This window comes from Paraburkholderia haematera (genome assembly GCF_905220975.1).
Lineage (GTDB): Bacteria > Pseudomonadota > Gammaproteobacteria > Burkholderiales > Burkholderiaceae > Paraburkholderia > Paraburkholderia haematera.
The window spans coordinates 149,984-171,950 of sequence record NZ_CAJNBK010000012.1; the positions used below are offsets into that span (position 1 = coordinate 149,984).

20 protein-coding genes and 1 tRNA gene are annotated in these 21,967 nt (G+C 61.9%); 12 read left to right on the forward strand and 9 right to left on the reverse strand.

The window, feature by feature from the left end; genetic code table 11:
- Window positions 1-119: 119 nt before the first annotated feature.
- Entirely contained in the window at window positions 120-1,412 is a 1,293-nt protein-coding gene (locus tag KHO23_RS21205) for an MFS transporter (protein ID WP_211613196.1), read from the forward strand.
- 34 nt (window positions 1,413-1,446) lie between these two features.
- Here the strand turns inward: KHO23_RS21205 and KHO23_RS21210 are convergent, their stop codons facing one another.
- Both KHO23_RS21210 and KHO23_RS21215 read right to left on the reverse strand, forming a co-directional pair.
- Window positions 1,447-2,967, reverse strand: coding sequence for an amidase (locus KHO23_RS21210; RefSeq protein WP_211613197.1), 1,521 nt, complete (start codon window positions 2,965-2,967; stop codon window positions 1,447-1,449).
- Window positions 2,968-3,045: 78 nt separating this feature from the next.
- Window positions 3,046-3,744 (reverse strand): dienelactone hydrolase family protein, encoded by a 699-nt coding sequence (locus tag KHO23_RS21215; RefSeq protein WP_211613198.1) that lies wholly within the window; start codon window positions 3,742-3,744, stop codon window positions 3,046-3,048.
- 643 nt (window positions 3,745-4,387) lie between these two features.
- Here KHO23_RS21215 and KHO23_RS21220 point away from each other — a divergent pair.
- Both KHO23_RS21220 and KHO23_RS21225 read left to right on the forward strand, forming a co-directional pair.
- Window positions 4,388-5,533 (forward strand): branched-chain amino acid ABC transporter substrate-binding protein, encoded by a 1,146-nt coding sequence (locus KHO23_RS21220; protein ID WP_211613199.1) that lies wholly within the window; start codon window positions 4,388-4,390, stop codon window positions 5,531-5,533.
- A 141-nt stretch (window positions 5,534-5,674) separates the two neighbouring features.
- Window positions 5,675-6,691 carry a cupin-like domain-containing protein gene (locus KHO23_RS21225; RefSeq protein WP_211613200.1) on the forward strand — a complete coding sequence of 339 codons (1,017 nt, stop codon included), beginning with the start codon at window positions 5,675-5,677 and terminating at the stop codon, window positions 6,689-6,691.
- A 116-nt stretch (window positions 6,692-6,807) separates the two neighbouring features.
- Here the strand turns inward: KHO23_RS21225 and KHO23_RS21230 are convergent, their stop codons facing one another.
- Both KHO23_RS21230 and KHO23_RS21235 read right to left on the reverse strand, forming a co-directional pair.
- Window positions 6,808-8,520, reverse strand: coding sequence for a collagen-like triple helix repeat-containing protein (locus KHO23_RS21230; protein WP_211613201.1), 1,713 nt, complete (start codon window positions 8,518-8,520; stop codon window positions 6,808-6,810).
- 257 nt (window positions 8,521-8,777) lie between these two features.
- Entirely contained in the window at window positions 8,778-9,989 is a 1,212-nt protein-coding gene (locus KHO23_RS21235) for an MFS transporter (protein WP_211613202.1), read from the reverse strand.
- A 123-nt stretch (window positions 9,990-10,112) separates the two neighbouring features.
- On the opposite strand from KHO23_RS21235, the gene KHO23_RS21240 reads away from it, so the two are divergent.
- The 3 genes from KHO23_RS21240 to KHO23_RS21250 all read left to right on the forward strand — a co-directional run bounded on the left by KHO23_RS21240 (window position 10,113) and on the right by KHO23_RS21250 (window position 12,973).
- The gene (locus KHO23_RS21240) at window positions 10,113-10,775 is read left to right on the forward strand and encodes a HugZ family pyridoxamine 5'-phosphate oxidase (protein WP_211613203.1); all 663 of its coding nucleotides are present in this window, start codon (window positions 10,113-10,115) and stop codon (window positions 10,773-10,775) included.
- A gap of 394 nt (window positions 10,776-11,169) precedes the next feature.
- Complete coding sequence (locus KHO23_RS21245) at window positions 11,170-11,472, forward strand: H-NS histone family protein (protein WP_054037926.1); 303 nt, start codon at window positions 11,170-11,172, stop codon at window positions 11,470-11,472.
- A 256-nt stretch (window positions 11,473-11,728) separates the two neighbouring features.
- Window positions 11,729-12,973 (forward strand): cation diffusion facilitator family transporter, encoded by a 1,245-nt coding sequence (locus KHO23_RS21250; protein WP_211613204.1) that lies wholly within the window; start codon window positions 11,729-11,731, stop codon window positions 12,971-12,973.
- Window positions 12,974-13,027: 54 nt separating this feature from the next.
- Here KHO23_RS21250 and KHO23_RS21255 read toward each other — a convergent pair whose 3' ends face one another.
- The 3 genes from KHO23_RS21255 to KHO23_RS21265 all read right to left on the reverse strand — a co-directional run bounded on the left by KHO23_RS21255 (window position 13,028) and on the right by KHO23_RS21265 (window position 14,847).
- Window positions 13,028-13,486 carry an Lrp/AsnC family transcriptional regulator gene (locus tag KHO23_RS21255; RefSeq protein ID WP_012431468.1) on the reverse strand — a complete coding sequence of 153 codons (459 nt, stop codon included), beginning with the start codon at window positions 13,484-13,486 and terminating at the stop codon, window positions 13,028-13,030.
- A gap of 90 nt (window positions 13,487-13,576) precedes the next feature.
- On the reverse strand, window positions 13,577-14,206 hold the full coding sequence (locus tag KHO23_RS21260) for a 3'-5' exonuclease family protein (protein WP_211613205.1): 630 nt from the start codon (window positions 14,204-14,206) through the stop codon (window positions 13,577-13,579).
- The gene (locus KHO23_RS21265) at window positions 14,203-14,847 is read right to left on the reverse strand and encodes an MBL fold metallo-hydrolase (RefSeq protein WP_211613206.1); all 645 of its coding nucleotides are present in this window, start codon (window positions 14,845-14,847) and stop codon (window positions 14,203-14,205) included. Before KHO23_RS21265 ends, KHO23_RS21260 begins: the two co-directional genes overlap by 4 nt.
- Window positions 14,848-15,486: 639 nt before the next feature.
- On the opposite strand from KHO23_RS21265, the gene KHO23_RS21270 reads away from it, so the two are divergent.
- Window positions 15,487-16,089: a septal ring lytic transglycosylase RlpA family protein gene (locus tag KHO23_RS21270; RefSeq protein ID WP_407946061.1), complete on the forward strand. Its 603-nt coding sequence runs from the start codon at window positions 15,487-15,489 to the stop codon at window positions 16,087-16,089.
- A 135-nt stretch (window positions 16,090-16,224) separates the two neighbouring features.
- Here the strand turns inward: KHO23_RS21270 and rsmI are convergent, their stop codons facing one another.
- Window positions 16,225-17,103 carry a 16S rRNA (cytidine(1402)-2'-O)-methyltransferase gene (gene rsmI / locus KHO23_RS21275; protein ID WP_211613208.1) on the reverse strand — a complete coding sequence of 293 codons (879 nt, stop codon included), beginning with the start codon at window positions 17,101-17,103 and terminating at the stop codon, window positions 16,225-16,227.
- Here rsmI and KHO23_RS21280 point away from each other — a divergent pair.
- The 5 genes from KHO23_RS21280 to KHO23_RS21300 all read left to right on the forward strand — a co-directional run bounded on the left by KHO23_RS21280 (window position 17,102) and on the right by KHO23_RS21300 (window position 19,668).
- Complete coding sequence (locus tag KHO23_RS21280) at window positions 17,102-17,545, forward strand: YraN family protein (RefSeq protein WP_211613209.1); 444 nt, start codon at window positions 17,102-17,104, stop codon at window positions 17,543-17,545. The two genes, rsmI and KHO23_RS21280, sit on opposite strands and share 2 nt — an antisense overlap.
- A 215-nt stretch (window positions 17,546-17,760) precedes the next feature.
- On the forward strand, window positions 17,761-18,357 hold the full coding sequence (locus KHO23_RS21285) for a phosphoheptose isomerase (RefSeq protein WP_211613210.1): 597 nt from the start codon (window positions 17,761-17,763) through the stop codon (window positions 18,355-18,357).
- 20 nt (window positions 18,358-18,377) lie between these two features.
- The gene (locus KHO23_RS21290) at window positions 18,378-19,169 is read left to right on the forward strand and encodes a BON domain-containing protein (protein WP_211613211.1); all 792 of its coding nucleotides are present in this window, start codon (window positions 18,378-18,380) and stop codon (window positions 19,167-19,169) included.
- Complete coding sequence (locus KHO23_RS21295; RefSeq protein WP_211613212.1) at window positions 19,166-19,516, forward strand: c-type cytochrome; 351 nt, start codon at window positions 19,166-19,168, stop codon at window positions 19,514-19,516. Before KHO23_RS21290 ends, KHO23_RS21295 begins: the two co-directional genes overlap by 4 nt.
- Window positions 19,517-19,592: 76 nt before the next feature.
- Window positions 19,593-19,668: transfer RNA gene (locus tag KHO23_RS21300), tRNA-Ala, on the forward strand.
- Window positions 19,669-19,923: 255 nt separating this feature from the next.
- Here the strand turns inward: KHO23_RS21300 and KHO23_RS21305 are convergent.
- Window positions 19,924-21,645: a methyl-accepting chemotaxis protein gene (locus tag KHO23_RS21305; protein ID WP_211613213.1), complete on the reverse strand. Its 1,722-nt coding sequence runs from the start codon at window positions 21,643-21,645 to the stop codon at window positions 19,924-19,926.
- Window positions 21,646-21,967: the final 322 nt, after the last annotated feature.

Here is a 21,967-nt window from a genome sequence, read left to right on the forward strand (position 1 = left end):
ACACTCCATGCGATTGCTGCAGCCAGCGCCGCTTTTTCCCAGTCACGCCAAAGCGCGCTAACGCACATCCACGCTGAGACGCCGTACCACGCGACACTTTTCGCAGGCTGGAGATTCGAATGGCAGCAGCGTCAAAGAGCCTCCACACACGCGCCGTCGCGGCGGCCGTGATCGGCAACGCGCTCGAATGGTACGACCTCACCGTGTTCGGTTTCCTTACGGTGGTGATCGCACAGTTGTTCTTTCCGACCAACAGCGACTATTCGTCGGTGCTGCTGACCACCGCGACCTTCGGCGTCGCATTTGTCATGCGGCCGATCGGCGGCATCGTACTTGGACTTTACGCGGATCGCGCGGGACGCAAGGCGGCGCTGTCGCTCGTCATCGCGCTGATGACGCTCGGCATTCTGCTGCTGGCGATTGCCCCGCCGTATTCCGCGATCGGCATCGGCGCGCCTTTGATGATCGTGCTCGGGCGTTTGCTGCAGGGCTTTTCCGCCGGCGGTGAATTCGGCAGTTCGACAGCTTTGCTGATCGAAGCGGCGCCGTTCTCGAAACGCGGCTTCTACGGCAGCTGGCAGATGGCGAGCCAGGCGGCGGCGCTTCTGCTCGGCGCCGTGGTTGGCGCGTTGATCACGCGCGGCCTTTCACCCGAAGCGCTGAAGTCCTGGGGTTGGCGCGTACCGTTCATTCTGGGCTTGATCATCGGGCCGATCGGCTTCTATATCCGCCGGCATCTCTCCGATTCCGAGGCCTTTCTGCACGCGCAAAAAATGGCGCGGCGCGCGACGCTCGGCGAAGTGTTCAAGTGCCACAGCCGCGACGTACTGTGCGGACTCGGTGCGGTGATCGCGCTCACCGTGACGATCTACGTGCTGATCAGCTATCTGCCGACCTTCGCGGTCAAGCAGCTGAAGCTGCCCTATGCGCAATCCTTTTACGCGGTGATCGTCGGCAATCTGCTGTTGACGGTGCTCTCGCCGCTGACGGGCGCATGGTCGGACCGGATCGGACGCAAGGGGCTCTCGCTGTGGTCGCTGGTACTGACGCTCGTCATCATCTACCCGCTGTTCGCGTGGCTCGCGGCGGCGCCGAGCGTGTCGAAACTGATTCTCGTGCAGGCGCTACTGTCGATTACGCTGTCCGGATACTACGGACCGTTCGGCGCGTTGATCGCCGAACTGTTCCCGGCGAACGTGCGCTCGATTGGTTTATCGCTCGCGTACAACGTCGCGGTGATGCTGTTCGGCGGCTTTGGGCCTTTCGTCGTGACATGGCTCATCAACACCACGGGTTCGCCGCTCGCGCCGACTTATTACGTGATGGGTGGACTGGCGCTGTCGATCGTCGCGGTGGCGTGCATTCCCGGCAAGCGGCACGCGGATCTCGATGCGCAGCGCAAACCGGCTTGAGCGCTAAGTCGGGCGGCTGCTCGAGTTGATTCGTCTAGCTGCGCGCCTGCATCAGCGGCGGCCGTTTGTCGAACCATGGCCGCGCCGCTTCGAGTTGCGCGGCGAGGCGCAGCAGTGTTGCTTCACCGCCGTTGCGCGTGGCGAACTGCACGCCGACAGGCAGCCCGCGCGCGTTCCAGTAAAGCGGCACCGACATCGCCGGTTGTCCGCTCAGATTGAACAACTCCGTGCATCCCGCCCATGCGAACGCCTTGTTCGACGCTTCGGTCAGCAGCTTCTTCAGCAAAGGTTCGAGCGGCATGGCGGCGACGGCGCGCATCTGCATGCGCTCAGCGGGTGTCGGCTGCATTTCGCCGATCTTGATCGGTGAACTGGCGAGCGTCGCGCACAGGAGCACGTCGTAGCGGCTCAGCAAATCGGTGAGGCGTTCCGTGATGCGGCGCTGTTCTTCGAGCGCGCCTGGCAGGCCGCGCTCGCCGAGTTTGCGGCCGACGTGCGCCATCACCCACGTCGAGATCTCGAATTCGTCGCGCTGCGGTTTGCGGCCGGTGACGCGATCGGCGTGCAGCACCATTTCTTCCGCCGTCACCGACCAGAGCATCAGGAACGCGTGCCGAACCGCCGCGAAATCGATACCGAGCGACACGGGTTCGATGTTATGGCCTAGCGAACTGGCGAGTTGCGCGGCGTCTTCGAGCGCGGCGCGCGAGTCGGCGGAGAGCGAGGGCGCCAGCATCGAATCAGTGACATAGGCAATGTTCAGCCGCTTGCATGGCTCGCGGCTCGCGCCAAGAAAAGTGCCGGGTGCGCCGGGCGGTCTGTCTGCATTGCCCGCCAGCAGGTCGAGCAGCAACGCGCTGTCGCGCACGCTGCGCGATACCGCGTGATCGACGCCGAGCTCGCCGGCCGCGGCCGTCGGTGTCGCACGCGGTACGCGTCCGCGGGAAGGCTTGAGGCCGAACAGTCCGCAACATGAAGCTGGAATGCGGATCGAGCCGCCGCCGTCCGATGCATGCGCGAGCGGCACGATACCCGCGGCGACCGCCGCGGCCGCACCGCCGCTCGAGCCGCCAGGCGTGTGGTCGAGACTCCACGGATTGCGGCACGCGCCGAACAGTTCGGGCTCCGTATAAGGCATCTGACCGAGCTCGGAGGTGCTGGTCTTGGCGAAGATGTTGAGGCCGGCCGCTTTCGCGAGCGTGACGACCGGAGCGTCCTCGGTAGGAATGAAGTGGCGATAGTGGCGGCTGCCCATCGTCATCCGCAACCCGGCGACCGCAGCGCCCAGGTCCTTGATCAGATAGGGCACGCCCGCTAGAGCCGCTTGCGCGCTCCCGCCATCCGCATGGTTCGCGCCGTTGGCTCTGCTCGCATCGTCACGGGAGGCACGTTGACGTGCGGCGTCGTAGTCCTTCAGGACAATCGCATTGATCGCGGGATTGACCGCCTCGGCGCGGGAGATCGCGATGTCCAGCAACTCGCGCGCGCTTGCTTCGCGGCTTCGAACCAGCTCGGCGAGGCCGATGGCGTCATGGGCGAGATAGTCTGTTTGCACGACGGAAAGGCCCTCTTGATCGAGTCTTGGGTCTGCCAGTTGCAGCCGAGGGCTGCAGACGTGGGTTACTGCCGCGAGTTACAGCCGCTCACCGAGGAAGGTCAGCGTGCGGCCATGCGCCAGCGCCGAAGCGTGCTGGTTATACGACGCGCGGTCCGAGCAGTTGAAGCCGTGATCGGCGTTCGGATAAATGTTGAACTCCGCATCGGTGCGGCCGGCGAAGCGTTCCTGAATCTGGCCGACCGCCGACAGCGGGATATGCGCATCGAGTTCGCCGTAGTGGAATTGCATCGGCACTTTGATCTTCGCGGCCTGATCGAGCTTGTTCTGGATGCCGCCGCCGTAGTAGGCAACCGCGCCGTCGAGCGAGCCTTGTGCGGCTGCCAGATACGCGAGCTGACCGCCAAAGCAGAAGCCGATCGCCGCAATCTTGCCGGTCACTTCCGGCATGGCGCGCAGCGCCGCGGCGGCTGCACCGATATCGGCCACTGCCTGGTCGACGTTGGTCTTCTGCATCAGCTCGATGCCTTTCTCGCGATCCGCGCCGTCATACGTCAATTCGACACGCGGCTGCACGCGCCAGAACACGTCCGGTGCAAGCGCGACGTAGCCGTCTTGCGCGTACTGATCCGCGATCGAGCGGATATGGCTGTTCACGCCGAAGATTTCCTGAATGATGATGACGGCCGGTCCCTTGCCGCCTTTGGGCAGCGCCAGATAACCGCCGAAACTGTCGTTGCCGGCGGGAATGTCGATCCAGCGGGAAGTCGTGCTCATGTTGCTCTCCATTGACCCGTGCGTTGATGCGCGAGGTCGGTCTGAATGAATGCCAGAGGCCTGAACGCCCGAGGCGGCCGGTCAGTTTGCCATCAAAAGAAACGCCTTGCAGCGAGGCCGGGCGCGGCCTGAGGACGCGCCCGGCGCGGCAACAATCGCGTAAGGCGAATGAAACATTCCCGATCATTCATCGCGGCGCATAAACGTTGATTCGGCATAGCTCAGGCGCGTCTTGCAGCAACCTGGGATGCGCCTTGTTTTTAAGCACAAAGCCTATTCGAAACATTAACGGTTTAACACGCTAAAAGCTTTAGGCCGCGCTGTTAGACGAAAGGCTCACCTAGCGGAAACCCGCATGGGCTGGTGCTTTCCAGCCTGTTCTTCCAGTCGGAATCGGCTCCTGTTGGATAAACGCTATTAGTGTTCATCCCACTTCCTCAAAAAAGTCCCACAATTTAATTTGATGGCCTACACTTGCGCGCAAGTACGGTTTGCCGCCTGCCACAAACAGTTCGGTGAACGTGCTGGCCAAGTGCATGAACGATGCAACCGGCGTGGTCGTCCACGGGACTGAGCGACACGTGTAGGGACGCGGGGGCACAGGGCGATTACGTTGTTTTTGGGACCGAAACTGGAGACTTACATGAACATCAAGATTCAAAAGCTGTTGCCGATCAGCGCTGCGGCCATGTTGTTTGCGTCGTTGGCAACCGGCGCGGTGGCGGACGAGGTCGTCAAGATCGGCCACGTCGCACCGTTGACCGGCGGTATCGCTCACCTGGGTAAAGACAACGAAAACGGCGCGCGCCTGGCAGTTGAGGAAATCAACGCCAAGGGCCTGACGATCGGCGGCCAGAAAATCACGCTGCAACTCGACGCACAAGACGACGCAGCTGACCCGCGTACGGCTACGCAAGTCGCGCAGAAGCTGGTTGACGATAAGGTCGTCGCAGTGGTCGGCCACTTGAACTCGGGCACGTCGATCCCGGCTTCGAAGATCTATAGCGATGCAGGCATCGTGCAGATCTCGCCGTCGGCAACGAACCCGGCTTACACGCAACAGGGCTTCAAGACGACGTACCGCGTCGTGGCGACCGATGCGCAACAAGGTCCGGCACTGGCTAACTACGCATCCAAGACCATGAAGATGAAGAGCGTCGCAATCGTCGACGACTCGACCGCTTATGGCCAGGGTCTCGCCAACGAATTCGAGAAGACCGCCAAGTCGCTCGGCATGAACGTGATGTCGCACGATGCGACGAACGACAAGGCCGTCGACTTCCGCGCAATTCTGACGAAGATCAAGGGCGAAAACCCGGACGCGATCATGTACGGCGGTATGGACGCAACCGGCGGCCCGTTCGCCAAGCAAGCCAAGCAACTCGGCCTGCGCGCGAAGGTTCTGGCAGGCGACGGCGTGTGTACCGACAAGCTGTCGGACCTGGCTGGCGACGCAACCGACAACATCGTCTGCTCGGAAGCCGGTATGGCGCTCGAGAAGATGGCTGGCGGCGCAGCGTTCCTTGCCAAGTATCAGAAGCGTTTCGGTCAGCCGATCCAGATCTACGCTCCGTTCACGTATGACGCTGTGTACATCATCGTCGACGCTATGAAGCGTTCGAACTCGACCGATCCGGCGAAGATCCTGGCAGCTATGCCGGGCACCGACTACAAGGGTGTGATCGGTGAAACCACGTTCGACTCGAAGGGCGACCTTCAGCACGGCGTGATCTCGCTGTACAACTACAAGGGCGGCAAGAAGACGCTGCTCGACGTAGTGAAGATGTAAAAACCGCATGACCGAAGGCAGCTTTGTTTGTCTTCGGTCAAGTAGTTAAAAGGCACGCGCGCCGCAAGGCTTGCGTGCCTTTTCTTTTGGGCATCCGCGTGCGAGGCTGACGGGTTTGAGAACATTGATTGGGAGAATGCCGTGACCACCGAGATACGTTCGATCGATAACGGCTGGCGCCGCTGGATTGCCGAGAATCTGCTGCTCGACGCACCGCCGCCTGCCATGCACGGTGCACTTGTCGGACATGGTTTCGACCCGGCCGAGGCCGCCCGCGAAATCGAGACAGCGCTCGCGAGTCCTTACTTTGAGGGGGCCGTGCGTTTGCGCAATCGTTTGCGCAAACGCGAATGGATATTGTCGGTGTACGGCACGCTCAATCGCATGCGTGCTGGAAGCGGTGTGATCGAAAGGCGCGAGTGTCTATCGCGTGACGAGTTTTTTGAGCAGTACTACTTTCAGAACCGGCCGGTCATCATCACCGGCGCTTTCGATTTCTGGCCGGCGCGCACGCAGTGGAGTTTCGACTACTTTCGCGAGCGTTGCGGGGATTGCGAAGTCGAAGTGCAGTTCGGCCGCGAGTCGGACGCGAATTATGAGATCAATCAGCCGAAGCTCAAGCGCATGATGCGCTTTGCCGATTATGTCGATCTCGTCGAGCGCAGTGGCCCGACTAACGATTTCTACATGACCGCCAATAACACCTCGCAGAATCGCGCGGCACTCGCAGCGTTATGGTCCGATGTGCCGGCGATCGGCGAATATCTCGATGCCGGATCGCCCGATACCGGTTTTTTCTGGATGGGACCGGCTGGAACGAAGACGCCGTTTCACCATGATCTGACCAATAACTTCATGGCGCAGGTGATTGGCCGCAAACTGATCAAGCTGGTTCCGTTGTCCGATACACCGCATATGGCGAACACGCTGCATTGCTATTCGCAGGTGGACGGCAGTGCGATCGACTACGAACGTTTCCCGTCGATGCGCAATGCGCATTTGATGGAATGCACGCTCGAACCCGGTGAATTGCTGTTTCTGCCGATCGGCTGGTGGCATTACGTGGAAGGGCTCGATGCGTCGGTGACGATGACGTTCACCAATTTTCTGCAGCGTAACGACTTCTCGCGGGATTACGTTACGTATCACGAACTGTGACTGTACCCCTGCCGGTTGCGAAGATAAAAAAACGGCGAGCCGGTTGACCCGGCTCGCCGCCCCCCTTCGACGCTTGTTTTTATCGCGCCGTTATTTACTGTCGTTATTCGTATTCGTCACTTCTTTGTCGCCAGGCTGCCCAGACCGCCGAGCAAGCCGCCACCCGTGGTACCGCCCGCCGAGCCCGCCGTACCGGTCAATGCACCGGTGACGGTGTTCAGCAGACCCGTGATGGGCGCGAGCGGATTGCTGGTGCCGCCACTGCCGCTGCCACTGCCGCTGCTGCCGCCACTGCCGCTACTTGTCGCACCGCTCAATGCGCCGGTGACCGAACTCACCACTCCTGTCAGCGGTGCAAGTGGGCTGCCCGAGCCGCCGGAGAGGCCGCCGAGGCTGCCGGTTACCGTATTGAGGACGCTGGTCAGCGGTGCAAGTGGGCTGCTCGAGCCGCTGCCACCTGTCAGGCCGCCACTCAAGGTGCCGGGCAACGCGGTGAGAATGCTGGTCAACGGCTGAAGTGGATTGCCCGAAGCACCGCCGCCGCCGCCCGGATTCAGAATGCCGGTGAGGCCGCCGAGCGGGTTGCCGCTGCTCGAGCCGCCCGCGGTCAGCAGGCCGCCGGCGGACGTGACGGTGTCGCCGAGCTTGGTCACGACATTGCCGAGGTTCTGGCCGATCGCGTTGTTGGTCGCGCTGCTGACCTGGCTGCCCGCGCTGTCGAGGCCATGACCGATGGTCGACAGCAGGCCGTTCAGCGGTGAACCGAGACCGGTCGTATCGCCGACGGTTTGGGTCGTCTGCGCCAACGTGCTGGTGATCGGCGTGATCGCGGTGCTGACGGTTTGCGTCACTTGCTGGATCGGGCCGTTTGTCAGCTGCGAGCCGAGTTGCGTACCGAGACCGCTGACGGCATTGCCGAGCGTCGAGACCGTGCTGCCGAGCGGCGTGGTCAGCGGGCTGAGCGGCGCGGTGGGACCGCTGCCGAGACTCGTCACGAGCTGGCCTGCGCTGTTGACGGCCTGGCCGGCGTCATAAACCAGGTTGCCGCTGCTCGCCAGCGTCGTACCGAGCGGATCCTTGGAATTGCCGAGCTGGCCGAGGCCGTTCACTGCGCCTGTACCGACTGCCGTTACACCGGCGCCGAGATTCGAGACGACGTTGCCGAGCGCGGTCGTGGTGGCCGGGTTCGCGCCGGGGATCGGCGTGAGACCGATCTGACTGCCGACCGCGGAGACGGTTTGGCCGGCAGTGGTGACTACGTTGCCGGTGTTCTGGACGACGATGCCGATCGGATTGGCGCTGGATGGCGTCGGTGTGGGCGTCGGTGTGGGCGTCGGTGTGGGCGTCGGCGTCGGCGTCGGAGTAGGCGTGGGCGTGGGCGTGGGCGTGGGCGTGGGCGTGGGCGTGGGCGTGGGCGTGGGCGTGGGCGTCGGAGTCGGCGTCGGCGTCGGCGTCGGCGTCGGCGTCGGTGTGGGCGTCGGAGTAGGCGTCGGAGTAGGCGTCGGAGTAGGCGTCGGAGTCGGAGTCGGAGTCGGCGTCGGTGTCGGTGTCGGTGTCGGAGTCGGAGTCGGAGTCGGAGTCGGAGTCGGCGTCGGTGTCGGTGTCGGAGTCGGAGTCGGCGTCGGAGTCGGAGTCGGAGTCGGCGTTCCGCCTCCGCTTCCCGATCCGGAACCCGAGCCGCCGCCGGCACCACCGCCCGTACCACCACCGGCGCCGCTACCGGCCCCGTTCGGGATGGTGGGCTTGACCAGCGTACTTCCGCATCCGGTTAGAACGATCATCGACGTCACGCACATGGCGATCGCCGACATTTTGAAATTGCGATTCATGGTTTGCTCCCCCGTAATTTGAAAACTGTTGGGGAGCTAACTGCAAGGCCTATGCCATTTATGCCTGCATGACCGTCGCACGGAATAAATTAATACAAATCAACAGGTTATGGGTGTTGGCGTGAGATGGTGAAGAGGTTGCTGCAGCCGATGTGGCGAGGAACACATCAGCGCGCCCGCCCCACGTAACGTAACGTAAGGTCGAGAGTTTTCATATGGCATGACATCCGCCGATGCAGCAACAGGGCGCGTCCCCGTCAGATCTTCAAACGCCGCAGCACCTTTGGACCCGCGATCGCGATCAGCGCGGAACACACGGCCACGACGGACAACCCGATCGGCAAACTGGTCACCTGCGTCACTGCGCCGATGATCACCGGCCCGAGCAACAGCCCGAAGTACGCCAGCCCGGCCACATGCGCGAGCCCTTCGGCCGCGTGAATACCTTTGACGCTCGCCGCTGCCGCGAACAGGACGGGCATCATGTTCGCGAGTCCGAGACCCATCAGCGTGAAGCCAATCAGCGCGGCCACCGGATTCGGCAGCAGCAGCGCGCCGACCATCCCCGCGCACGCAAGCGACGCGCTCGCCATCACGAGTTGCGGTGCGCCGAAGCGGGCGCGCACGGCGTCGCCGGCAAAACGCGCCGCTGCCATGCCTCCTGAAAACGCTGCGTAGGCCGCGCTCGCCAGGGCCGGCGTGGACAGCACGACGTCGCGCATGTATACGGTGGCCCAGTCGTACATCGCGCCTTCAGCGATCAACGCGACCAGCGCCATCGCGCCGAGCGCCCACAAGGCCGGCGATCGCCAGCGGTTGGCACGTGGCGTGGCGGCGTCGGGATGATCGGCGTGCGGTACGTGTGGCAGGACGGAAGGGCAGGCCGCGACCAGCACCAGCGCGCTGACGGCGGCAGCCAGCGCGAGATGCACAGCCGGCGCCATGCCGCGCGACAGCAAGGCGCCGCCCACGGCCGCGCCGAACATCCCGCCGACGCTGAACATGCCGTGCAGCGACGACATGATCGGCTTGCCGAGCGCCTTCTCGACGGCGCTGGCTTCCGCGTTCATCGCGACGTCGAGCGTGGCCATGCCGGCGCCGAAGATGGCCAGTACGATCAGCAACATCCAGTAAGCCGGCACGATCAGGATCAGCGCTGCACACGCCGTCATCACGAGGCCGCCGGTCAGGCAGGCGCGGCGCGTACCGACCCGCGCGATCCATGAGGCATTCGCCGCCATTGCGCCGATCGAGCCACCGGCCACTGCCAGCAGCGCGAACGAGAGCAGCGCCGGGTTCAGATGGAAGCGGTCGCGCACAGTCGGCACATGCACACCCCAGGACGCGTACATCATGCCGGCGATGAAGAACACCGCCATGGTGGCGACCCGGGCGCGCTGCCGTGCGGTGTCGGAGAGATCGCGATGAGCGGCGGGGAGGCGGGCAAATTCGGAGGAGCGGTCGGACACTGAAATCTCGTGGAGGGCACGCATAAGAAAGCGCGCTGAAAGCGAATTTCCGATTCTAACGAAGCGCGCTGTCTTATGCTTGAAGCGGATTGATCCACCACTTATCCATCGAGGGCCGCGCACTTGAACATTCCCGCTCACGCTCCGCTGCATCTGCTGCATAGGGCTGCTATCGGTACGCTCGCGACTCACGCGCGCCAGCCGGAAGGCTTTCCTTATCCTTCGGTGCTGCCGTTCGCACCGGACCCCCAGCATCGCCCGACGATCCTCGTGAGCCGGCTCGCCGAGCATACGCACAATCTGCACGCCGACCCGCGCGCCGGCTTTCTGGTTGTCGACGCACCGGACGGTGACGTGCTGAGCGGCCAGCGCGTCACCTTGCTCGGCACGTTCGAACCGGTCGACTCGACCCCCGACGTCGTGCAGCGTTATCTGCGCTATCACGCGGACGCGGAACGATACCTGGTTCTCGGCGATTTCACGTTCTGGGTGATGAGGCTTGAACGGCTGCGCTACATCGGCGGCTTCGGCACAATGGGCTGGCTCGGCGGCGCCGAACTCGACCCGCTGCCGCCACTCGGCTTCGATGAAGAAAACGCGCTGATCATGCACTTCGCCGGTCATTTCTCGAGTGCCCGGGGCCTCCAACTGCTCGGCGTAGATCGATATGGTGCCGATCTGACGCTAGACGGTGTGCGCACCCGTTTCGCCTTCGACGACGCTAAACGCAATATCGAAACCTTGCATGCTGCGCTCGAAGATTGCATCCAGCGGCACGCCGATTAAGTTTTGATTGCTGTTTCGGGAAAACACTCATGCCGCATTAACGGTGCTGCGCGCGTGTTGCAATATGATCCGACGTTTCATGTTAAAGCTTTCATGGCGTGAAATGTTGAAGCAGATTTCTTATCTTAAATTTCATTTTTTGATAGTTAATTCAATCGTTGCTGATCTGCGGCCACGTTTTTCAGCAAAATGCGAAATTATCTATTTGAAAGGGTCCGCGTAACATCGCGTTCGAATGAAATTTTTTGAAACGAATTGTGATTAATTTTACAGCGGCGCTTTTGTAGTTTTTCTATTTTGTGTTAATCTCGCCATCAAATTCCGAGGCAAGATCACTTCAAAGGGCAAGCTGGCTTGAGACTGGCAGTCATTTATGCAAACCACAAAGGAACCTATGTCTTCCTACAAGGAACTACTCGCCCAGCGCGAGAAGCTCGAAAAGCAGATCGAAGAAGCAAAGTCGCGTGAATACGCAGAAGTGTTGAATGAGATCAAGCAGAAAATGGCTGATTACGGCATTTCGCTGACTGAACTCGGCGGTGGCCGTGGTGCCAAAGCGGCTAAAGCCGGTCGTCCGCGTGCAGGCGTTGCGCCGAAGTATCGTGACCCGGATAGCGGCAGCACGTGGTCGGGCCGTGGCAAGCCGCCGCGCTGGATCGCAGGTCTGGATCGCGAGAAGTTTCTGATCCAGAAGTAATACCAATACGGTCAATCAGCGGCGCTCGCAGTCCCCGCTGTAACCAGAAAAAACCGCGTACCGTCAGGGCGCGGTTTTTTTATTGCCTCTGCGAATTGCAGTGACTCTTTGTCACACGCACTCCATGAAACTGGAACGCGAATGCTTTTCGTTTAGATAAGCAGCTGATTTAAAAGGATTTTTTGTGGTCTCTTCCACGCATATCGAGGTGCGCCGGGTAGAATACAGGCATTGAACTTTTCACGCCGTTTCAGAGATGCCATCCACCGCCGCTGTCCAGTCCGCCGAGAAACATCGCGTCGCGCGCAAAAGTACCTTTGTCAGTATCGCGCTCAATACGGTGGTGATGGCGCTGCAAATCGTCATCGGGGTGTTTGCCCATTCGCAGGCGTTGGTCGCCGACGGTATCCATTCGTTAGCCGATCTGATTTCCGATTTTGTGGTGCTAATCGCTAATCGGCACAGCGGCGCCAAGCCCGACGCGGATCACAATTACGGACACAGTCGCTATGAAACGGTTGCGTCATTGTTTTTGGGTGCGCTGCTGATTGTCGTCGGCGTCGGTATGTTGTGGCGAGCCGGGACGCGTCTCGCCGATTTGCAAAGCATCCCCGCCGTGCATATGAGCGCGCTCGCGGTCGCGGTTCTGGTGCTGATTTCCAAAGAAAGCCTGTTTCGCTACATGCTGCGCGAAGCGCAACGCGTGCGTTCCGCGATGTTGATTGCGAACGCATGGCACGCCCGCTCTGACGCCGCTTCGTCACTGGTGGTCGCGCTTGGTATTGTCGGGAGTCTCGCAGGCGTGCGCCTGCTCGATCCGATCGCCGCGGCGATTGTCGGCTTTATGGTGGCGCGCATGGGCTGGACGTTCGGCTGGGACGCGCTGCAAGACCTTTCCGACCGTGCACTCGACGAAGCCGCTTCCGCCGACATGCGCGCGCTGTTGCTTGCAACGCCCGGCGTGCGCGACGTGCACGAAATGCGCACCCGCAAGATGGGCGACTTCGCGCTTGTCGACGCGCACATTCTGGTCGACCCGTTGATCTCGGTATCGGAAGGGCACTACATCGCTGAATCGGCACGCTTGCGCGTGCTGGCGGACAACCGCGTGCTCGACGCGCTGATCCATGTCGACCCGGAGAACGACGCGGTTGCGCGCCCGCCCGTCAATCTGCCGACCCGGGAGCGGGTCGTCGCCGAAGTCGACGCGGCATTTGCCGCGGGCGGCGTGAAGGCCGCGTCGGTCAATATGCACTACTTGAGCACGGGGCTCGATGTTGAAGTGGTTTTGCCGGCGACGGGTTTACACACGGCCCCAAGTGATGCGGCCGGTCTCGCTCGTGTCGATCTGGACGCGCTCAGGCGCAGCCTGGGTGCCCGCAAGCTGGAGGTGCTGCAAGGGTTGGACACACGGCCGGCGGAAAGCGGCGTCTCGGCGGAAGCCGGGCCCGGGAGCTCGATCGCTCGCGCCAAGGCTGCCGAACCGCATGGCGCCGCCTGACTGACGTTATTCGAGCCGAACCGCCCGGAAGGCTCGAGCCGCCGCTTCACGGTCTTACAGCGGCAACTGCGTATCGAATTTGATTTCGCGCAGCACGACGCTCGTGCGCACCTGTGCGACAGCGGGAATCTTGAAGATGCGTTCGTGGAGAAAGCTGTCGTACGCCTTGATATCCGGCGCGACGATCTTGAGGATGTAGTCGGATTCGCCGGTCGTGCTGTAGCACTCGGTGACCTCCGGACAGGTGGCGATTTCCCGCTCGAACTGTTCGACCCCGCCCTCGGTGTGGCGCGTGAGATGAATATGCGCGAGCGCGCAGACGTGCAGCCCCAGCTTTTCGCGATCCAGCAATGCCGTGTAGCGCTGGATCACCCCCGACTGCTCCATATCCTTGATACGGCGCCAGCATGGGGTGCTCGATAGGCCGACCTGGTCGGAAATCTCTTGCACGGACCGGCGTGCGTCGAGCTGCAACAGGCGCAGGATTTTTTGAGAGAACGTATCGAGTGTCAACTGCGCCTCCGTTGGCGTCGCCTTATCAACGCATGGTAGAGGGCTCGAAAACGAAACGCAATGTAAAACGGCTTCGACGAGGGAGATTCCCTAATTTGCCGGTTCCTCAGCGGCGTTTTGTCCTGAGCCGTCCCCATCTTGACCGGCTGCCAGCGTGGCCGCCTGGACCGCGCGCAGATCCTTGAGCATGTTGCAAAAGAGCGCGCCCTGCTCGATCGCGTCGTCCAGCGCGACATGCGTGTGCGGGTGTTCGTCGAACCAGTGCTTCGGGAACCGTGGCTTGATGTTCTTGCGGTACGGCAGGCCGGTCAGTGCGAAGGCCAGCGTCTTGATGTCGAGCGCCGACCACGAAAACGGGCAGCGGCCGACAAACCGCATCATGTACCAGAACATATAGGTGAAGTCGAAACCGGCCGGCATCGCGACGAACACCGGCTTGCCCGGCAACGCCTCGACCCATTCGACATAGGCCGTCAGCGCGGCCTGCGGATCCTGCAAATCCTTGCGGCAGGCCTCCCATGCTTCCGGCTGCGTCTTCCACCATGCTTCCTGCACCGGATGCGGCTTGGCGCCTTCGAGTAAGTCAAGATTCGCCGAAAAGGTGGCGATCAGCTGCTTGTCTTCCGTGTACGCGGCGGAGGCGAAGCTGAGCATCGAATGCGGACCGGGAATCGGGCCGTCCGCTTCGACATCGGTGCTCACATAGATTTCGCTGCTCATGCTTTGACTCCGTCGGCCACATACGGATTGGAGCGGCGCTCGGCGCCGAACGTGGAGGTGGGGCCGTGGCCCGGAACGAAGGTGACATCGTCGCCGAGCGGCCAGAGTTTTTCGCGGATCGCGCGTATCAGGTCGGCGTGATTGCCGCGCGGAAAATCCGTGCGGCCGATCGAGCCGGCGAACAGCACGTCGCCCACCAGCGCGAGCCGGTGCGCGCGGCTGAAGAACACCACGTGGCCCGGCGTGTGGCCAGGGCAGTGATACACCTCGAGGGTTTCGTCGCCGAATTGCACGGTCTCGCCGTCTTGAAGCCAACGATCCGGTTCGAACGCCTCGGCCGCAGGAAAGCCAAAGCGCGTGCTTTGATCCGGCAGCTTGTCGAGCCAGAAACGCTCGTCGGGATGCGGACCTTCGATCGGCACGCCGTAATGCGTGGCAAGCGTCTTCGCGCCGGCGCAGTGATCGATATGGCCATGCGTGAGGAATACTTTTTCGACCGTCACGTTCTGGCGCGCGATCTCGCCCTGGATGATATCCAGGTCGCCGCCCGGATCAACGACAGCCGCACGTCCGGTTGCCTCGCAAACGAGCAGCGAGCTGTTCTGCTGGAACGGCGTGACAGGGATCAAGGTGACTTTCATGGGTGACGGCGCCGCTGGAAAAATGTTGATTGTACCGGCGTCTCGCCGACGCTCGCCGGGGGCGCTGAAACCTTGCTGCAGCGGGCTTTTGGCTGCCCATTTTTGCAGCAGGAGTGAAAATTCATCAAGGTTTTCAGTCGCTTGCCATCCCAAAATTTTCTTTTGGGTATAATGGCCTCCATGCACAAGGAATTGTGTATGCCACAAGGCGATGCGTCCCCATCAAAAATGGGCACGCGGATTGCCACTCAAGTATGGGCTGTCGCAGTTTTGGGCGGCCATCAGGTATCGATGCATTCGATGCACACGTCTTACCCAGCCAGGCGCCGCGCGCCTGCAACGGACTTAAATGCCGTGACGCTGGGTGGGGCCTACGCCGCTGTTCCTGCGCGCTGAGTTCCGCGCGCAAGAACGTGTTTGCCACGTTCGATGGCGGCATGTGGGGTCTGGTCAGGCTGCCGGGGACAGGTTGCGCCAGACGTGAAAATTAACCGTGCGGTAGCGGCTGGGTGAGCCGCATCCGGGCTTTGACGTACTGCGCTTTTCAGCGCGGCGCGTTGTCGTCCATTGCCGCCGGAGTCGCAGGCAACACGCTCAACTTTTCGCGTGATGCGGCTCGACAATTTGATTGCACGTCTTATGAAAACTCGGTTATCCCGTGGTCTGGGGACTCTTTTTGCCTTTTTTGTGCTGGCCGGTTGTGCCACGCCGCCGGGCGCGGGCACTACGTCCGAAAGCGGCATGCCGCTGAGCACGAAGAAAGCGCAGGCAGGTTCCTTCGGCCCGCAAGCTTTTGGCAGCGCGCCGGCTTCCGACGCAGCCGCCAGAGGCACATCGCTAGCCGATGCCCAGCCGCTTACTGACGATGGTTCCAACGTTTCGGACTTTCATCAGACCGGTCGTGCCTCGTGGTACGGCCGCGGCTTCCATGGCCGCCGCACTGCCAACGGCGAACGTTTCGATATGCACGCGCTGACCGCGGCACATCGTACGTTGCCGCTCGGGTCGTATGTCCGCGTGACCAATCCGGCCACCTCGCGCTCGGTGGTTGTGCGAATCAACGACCGCGGCCCGTATGCGCGCGGCCGGATCATCGACCTGTCGATGGCAGCCGCAACCGCGCTCAACATGCGCCATGCCGGTACGGCGAAGGTCAAGATTGAAGGTTTGACGCAGCAGGAAGCACGTGCTGAGCTGAATGAAACACTGGCGTCGAACTCGGTTTCGGGCGCAGAGAAGTAATGTAACGGCCGCGGGCGCACCGCAAGTGCGTTCGTGACGCCGGGCTACACGGCGGCAACTCTGCCGTGTTTGCCGAAAGAAGAAGGGCCGCATCGTGCGGCCCTTTTCTTTTGCCTTTCCTTCTGCCTGTCGGCTTTATTCCTCGTCTTTCTTTAGCGCCAGCGCGCGTGTGTAGAGTGCGTTGCGCGACGCGCCGGTGATGGCCGCCGCGACTTTTGCCGCGCTGCTCACCGTCAACTCTTCCAGCAGGATGCCCAGCAGCGCGTCGTGATCGTGTTCGCCCTCGGCTTCCGGCTGCGCGCCTTCCACCACCAGGACGAACTCACCGCGTTGCCGGTTCGGATCGGCGGCGAGCCACGTTGGCCCTTCGGCCAGGGTGCCGCGGTGCAGCGCTTCATGTAACTTCGTCAATTCCCGTGCGATCAGCAGCTTGCGCTCACCGCCAAATACGTCGGCCAACGCCTGCACCGTTTCGACAATGCGGTGCGGCGCTTCGTAGAACACCATCGCGTGAGGATGGTTCGCGAGCACTTGCAGTGCCGCGGCGCGTGCTTTTGCCTTCGGCGGGAGGAAGCCAAGGAACGAGAACGTCGCGACCCAGTCGCCGGCCGCGCTCAACGCGGTGGCGAGCGCGCTTGCGCCGGGCAGTGGAATGACCGCGAAACCGGCTTCACGCACCGCGTCGACGAGTTTCGCGCCGGGGTCCGAGATGCCGGGCGTGCCCGCATCGGACACATAGGCCACGCGTTCGCCCGCTTGCAGGTGTTCGATCAGGCGCAGCGCCGCGGCCCGCTCGTTGTGCTGATGAACCGCGACGAGCGGTTTCGAGATGCCGTAGCGCGCGAGCAATTGGCCTGTGTTGCGGGTGTCTTCGGCGGCGATGCGATCCACCAGCCCGAGCACATGCAACGCGCGCAGCGTGACGTCGGCGATGTTGCCGATCGGCGTGGCCACCACATAGAGCGCGGCGGCAGGGTACTGCTGCCCTTGCGCGAGTTCGGAGAGAGGAGTCATGAGGCAGAAGACGCAGACAGACAGAACGAGGCCGCCATTGTGCCACCCAATCCCTTCACACAACTTTTCGGGACCGACCGGGTCCAAACTCGTCGGCGCGGCGTTCGAGGCACGTGCGATGGAGTTTTTGCAACGGCAGCGTTTGCGATTCGTCGCGCGCAACGTGCTGTGCCGGGGCGGCGAGATCGATCTGGTGATGCGCGAGCGCGACGGCGCACTGGTGTTCGTCGAAGTTCGCGCGCGTGCGCAGCAGCGTTACGGCGGCGCGGCAGCGAGCATTGGGTGGCAAAAGAAGCAGCGCATCGTGCGTGCCGCGCGGCACTATCTCGCAACCCACAGCAGGCATTCGCACGATGAGCCAGCGTGCCGTTTTGACGTAATTGCATTCGAAGCGGGCCGGCTCGTGTGGCTGCGCGACGCATTTCGCGCCGACGAAGTCTGACGCGGTGCGCGGAGAACGCACGTGAGTGCGATAAACTTGCGCTCGCGTACGGGCCTCATGGACGGCGCCGGCATAGAGAACGCAGCGAGGAAGCAGCGTATTTCGCGATGATTTTGCGCTTACGCGCAGCGTTGCCGGCAGGGTTCATCGGAGCGATACGACTTCACAACACGACCGCGCACTGCGGTCCATTCGCGGTAGAAAATAGAGACTCGATGTCAGTCGAACGCATTCAACAACACTTCCGCGATAGCGCGGCAGTCAAACTCGAAGCCCTCGAAACCCTGTCGATGCCGATCGCCGCTGCGATCGACACGATGTTCGGTGCGCTTGCCAACGGCAGCCGTATTCTTGCGTGCGGCAACGGCGGCAACGGCGGCTCGGCGGCCGACGCCCAACATTTCGCCGCCGAACTGATTGGCCGCTTCGAGCGTGAGCGCCCGGGCCTGCCGGCGATCGCGCTGACCACCGATACGTCCGTGCTCACCGCCATCGCCAACGACTATTCATTCGAGCAGATTTTTTCGAAGCAGGTATGGGCCCTTGGCCAGCCCGGCGACGTGCTGCTGGCTATCACCACGTCCGGCAATTCCGCCAATGTACTGGCCGCGATCGAGGCCGCGCACGAGCGCGAAATGATCGTGGTTGCGCTGACCGGTAAGGGCGGCGGCCGCATGCAGGAAGTACTAAGCGATACCGATATCCACATTTGTGTGCCGTCCGATCGCACCGCGCGTATTCAGGAAGTGCATTTGCTGACCATCCATTGTCTGTGCGACGGCATCGATGCCATGTTGCTGGGCGAAGACTGATTCCGAAGGAGAGCTAGTTGATGAGCGTATTCCGCGTCAAGAAGACACTGGTGAGAACCGTGCTGGTGGTTGGGTTCGCGGCGGGATTGTCCGCGACGTTGCAGGGTTGCTTTCTGGCCGTTGCCGGTGCGGCGGGCGGCGGCGCGCTGGTGGCGACCGACCGGCGCACGCTCGGCGCGCAGACCGAGGATCGCGAGTTGCAGGTGAAAGCACTGTCGCAGATCAGCCAGAACTTGCCCGACAATGCGCACGTCAACGTGTCGGTGTTCAACCGCCGCGTGCTGCTGACCGGCGAAGTGGCGGGGGAGGTGTCGAAGCAGCGCGCGGAGACTATCGTACGTGGCTTGAACAACGTGAACACGATCGTCAACGAACTGGCAATCATGCCGGCGAGCTCGTTCTCCTCGCGCACCAATGATACCTACCTGGAAACGCGCGTGAAGACCGCGCTGATCGCCGAAAAGAACATCTCGGCGAACAACTTCAAGGTTGTGGCTGAGCGTGGCTCGGTGTATCTGATGGGTCTTGTCACGATGGACGAAGGCAATCGCGGGGCCGACGTGGCGAGCCGGGTGCCGGGTGTGACGCAGGTTGTGAAGGTGTTCCAGTACATTCAGCCGCAGGAAGCGGCGGCGGCGGCCGCCGCGGCAAGCACACCGGCGACCGCTTCGCAGCCTGACGCGGGCGCGCCGACCGTTGGCGCGATTCCCGATTCATCGGTGAGTTCGCGTCCGCTCGATCAGCAGGCGCCGGCGCCGGTCAGCAATTCGAACGCGGTGCATCCGGGTAATCCAAAGGCAACGACGCCATGAAGCGGCGCGTTGGTTTCGTTGCCGCGATGTTGACGGTTAGCGCGTTGACTGGTGCTTTTACCTCTTCAGCACGCGCAGCCGATGCGCCGCGCGGTCAGGTCGTTGCGAACTCGAATGCCTGCATGGGGTGCCACGCGGTGGACCGCAAACTGGTCGGCCCGTCGTTCCAGCAGGTCGCTGCAAAGTACAAGGGCGATGCGCAAGCGCCGGCAAAATTGGCGCGCAAAGTGAAGGACGGCGGCGCTGGTGTATGGGGCATGATTCCGATGCCGGCGCACCAATCAATGAGCGATGCGGACATCCGCTCGGTAGTGGATTGGGTGCTGGCTGGCGCGCCGGCCAGGTGATGTTTTGCCGCTCGTTTTGCCACCCCCGAGGGCTTGGCAAAATGGAAAATGCTTATGCTAGAATTGTTTGCACGTTGGGGGGGTAGCTCAGCTGGGAGAGCGTCGCGTTCGCAATGCGAAGGTCGGGAGTTCGATCCTCCTCCTCTCCACCACGGAACGCTTTAAAAACAACGCACTGCATCTTTCGATGCAGTGCGTTGTTTTGCATTTGGCTCCAGCGCTTCGCCCCATTCTCGTAAAAAGCCTCACCGAATTCCGCCCGGCGCCCGGCTTCAGCACCAATCGCGCCGTAAAACCGAAGGCTACCCGGCGCAATCAGATTGCGCGCAAGCAGCCATGGGCGAGGGCGAGCGCCTGATGAAGCCGATCAGCGCCGCCCGCGTAAAACGCGTTCGCCGAAGACTCGATCAGAACTTATCCCACCCATCGCCGGCGGCGACAGTTCCCGTAGCAAGCGCTGCGACCGGCGCAGCAGCACCAGTAGTCCGCGCAGCGCGCTTCGGGGCCGCGGCAAATTCGCTCCGCGGGGCCTCGCGTCGGGCAGGCGCAGCTGCAACCTCGGGCGCGGCATCCTTCAGCTGAAAAAACGCCACAACCTCATTCAACTGTTGCCCCTGGTCTTCCATCGACCGTGATGCCGCCGCCGCCTCTTCCACCAGTGCCGCATTCTGCTGCGTGACGTTGTCCATCTGGGTAATCGCCAGATTGACCTGCTCGATCCCACGGCTTTGTTCAATGGATGCCGCCGCGATCTCCGACATGATGTCGGTCACTCGCGCGACTGCCTGAGTGACTTCGGCCATCGTCTTGCCCGCCTCGCCGGCCTGCGCCGAGCCATCGCGGATCTTGTCCACGGAGTTGGCGATCAGATCCTTGATCTCCTTTGCCGCGCTCGATGAACGTTGCGCCAGGCTTCTGACTTCGCTTGCGACCACCGCGAAACCCCGTCCCTGCTCGCCCGCCCGCGCGGCTTCGACGGCTGCGTTCAGCGCGAGGATGTTCGTCTGGAACGCAATGCCTTCGATGATGCCCGTGATGTCCGCGATCTTGGTCGAGCTATCGCTGATGTCGTGCATCGTGTTCACCACCTGGCCGACAACCTCGCTACCCTTTTGCGCCACCGACGATGCATTCGCCGCCAGCATGCTGCCTTGCTGCGCGTTGTCGGCGTTCTGCTTAACCGTGGAGGTGAGTTCCTCCATGCTGGAGGCGGTTTCTTGCAACGACGCCGCCTGCTGCTCGGTACGCTGGCTCAGGTCCATATTGCCCGCCGCGATCTGGCGTGCCGCACCGGCAATGCTGCTACTGCTGTCGCGCACGCGTCCGACGATTGCCGTCAGCCGTTCGTTCATCTCGCGCAGAGCTGTCAGCAGTTTGCTGGTTTCGTCGTTACCGTCGACGGTGATACGCGTGCGCAGATCGCCTTCCGACACGGTGCGCGCGACGTTGATCGCAAAACGCAGCGGTCCTGTCACCGAACGCGTGATCACCACACATGCGCCGACGGCGAGCCCTAACGCGATCAGGCAGATCGCGATCAACAGATTGCGCTGGTTTTCGTAATGCGCCGTGTACTCGTTGACCAGTTGTTCCTGGCGCGAGCGCGTGTAATCGGCATACGCGTTGGTCGCGCGAATCAGCGAGGCGAGCAGCGGCCGGCAATGATCGTCCATCTCGACGATCGCGTCGTCACGCTTGTTGGTAAGCGCGAGATTGACGATGTTGAGGGCAACCGGACCATAAGCCGATTCAACCCGATTGATCTCGGCGACGAGGCTGCGTGCTTTCTCCGACGTATCGGTCGCAATCGCAATCATGTCGTTGAGCTTTTTCAGGTCGGTTTGCACGTCTTCGTGCGCGCGCGTTACATCAGCTTTCTCTATTTCGAGGTCCTGAGGTTTGGTCACGAGCACGAGATTGCGTGCTGCGATCGCCCGCCGATCAACTGCGGTTCGAACCTGTACCGCCATGTCGGCGCGTGCGTTGATGCCGTGCACGTAGTTGGAAAACCCATCGGTGGAATCGCTCAGCGCCTTCAGGGAAAGGCCGGAAACCGCGACGACAATGAAAGACAGCATGCCGAAGCCGGCAATGAGTTTGGTCTTGATGGTGAGGTTTTTGAGTGCCACGATTTTTTTCTCCAATAACGAAACGTTGAGGTGTTCGCAATGGACTCTCAGGTCCGGGCATGGGAGCGTCTATCTGGCTGCCGATCATCGCGGCAGCCCCGCGCGGTTTACCCCTCGTGCCGCTCATAAGACGCGTCGCCAAGGCGCGTCAAACGTTGGGCAATAAATGGGTATCCCATTTACCGGTTATCGGATCGAATTCTCACATACTGAAGGAATAGCGGGTATTTCTCTATTAAGCTTGCATGCGATGCGCGAAGACGGTGCCATTTTCTATGGGTTTAAGTATATTTAGGCATCTAATGAAAACATCAGTCTTACA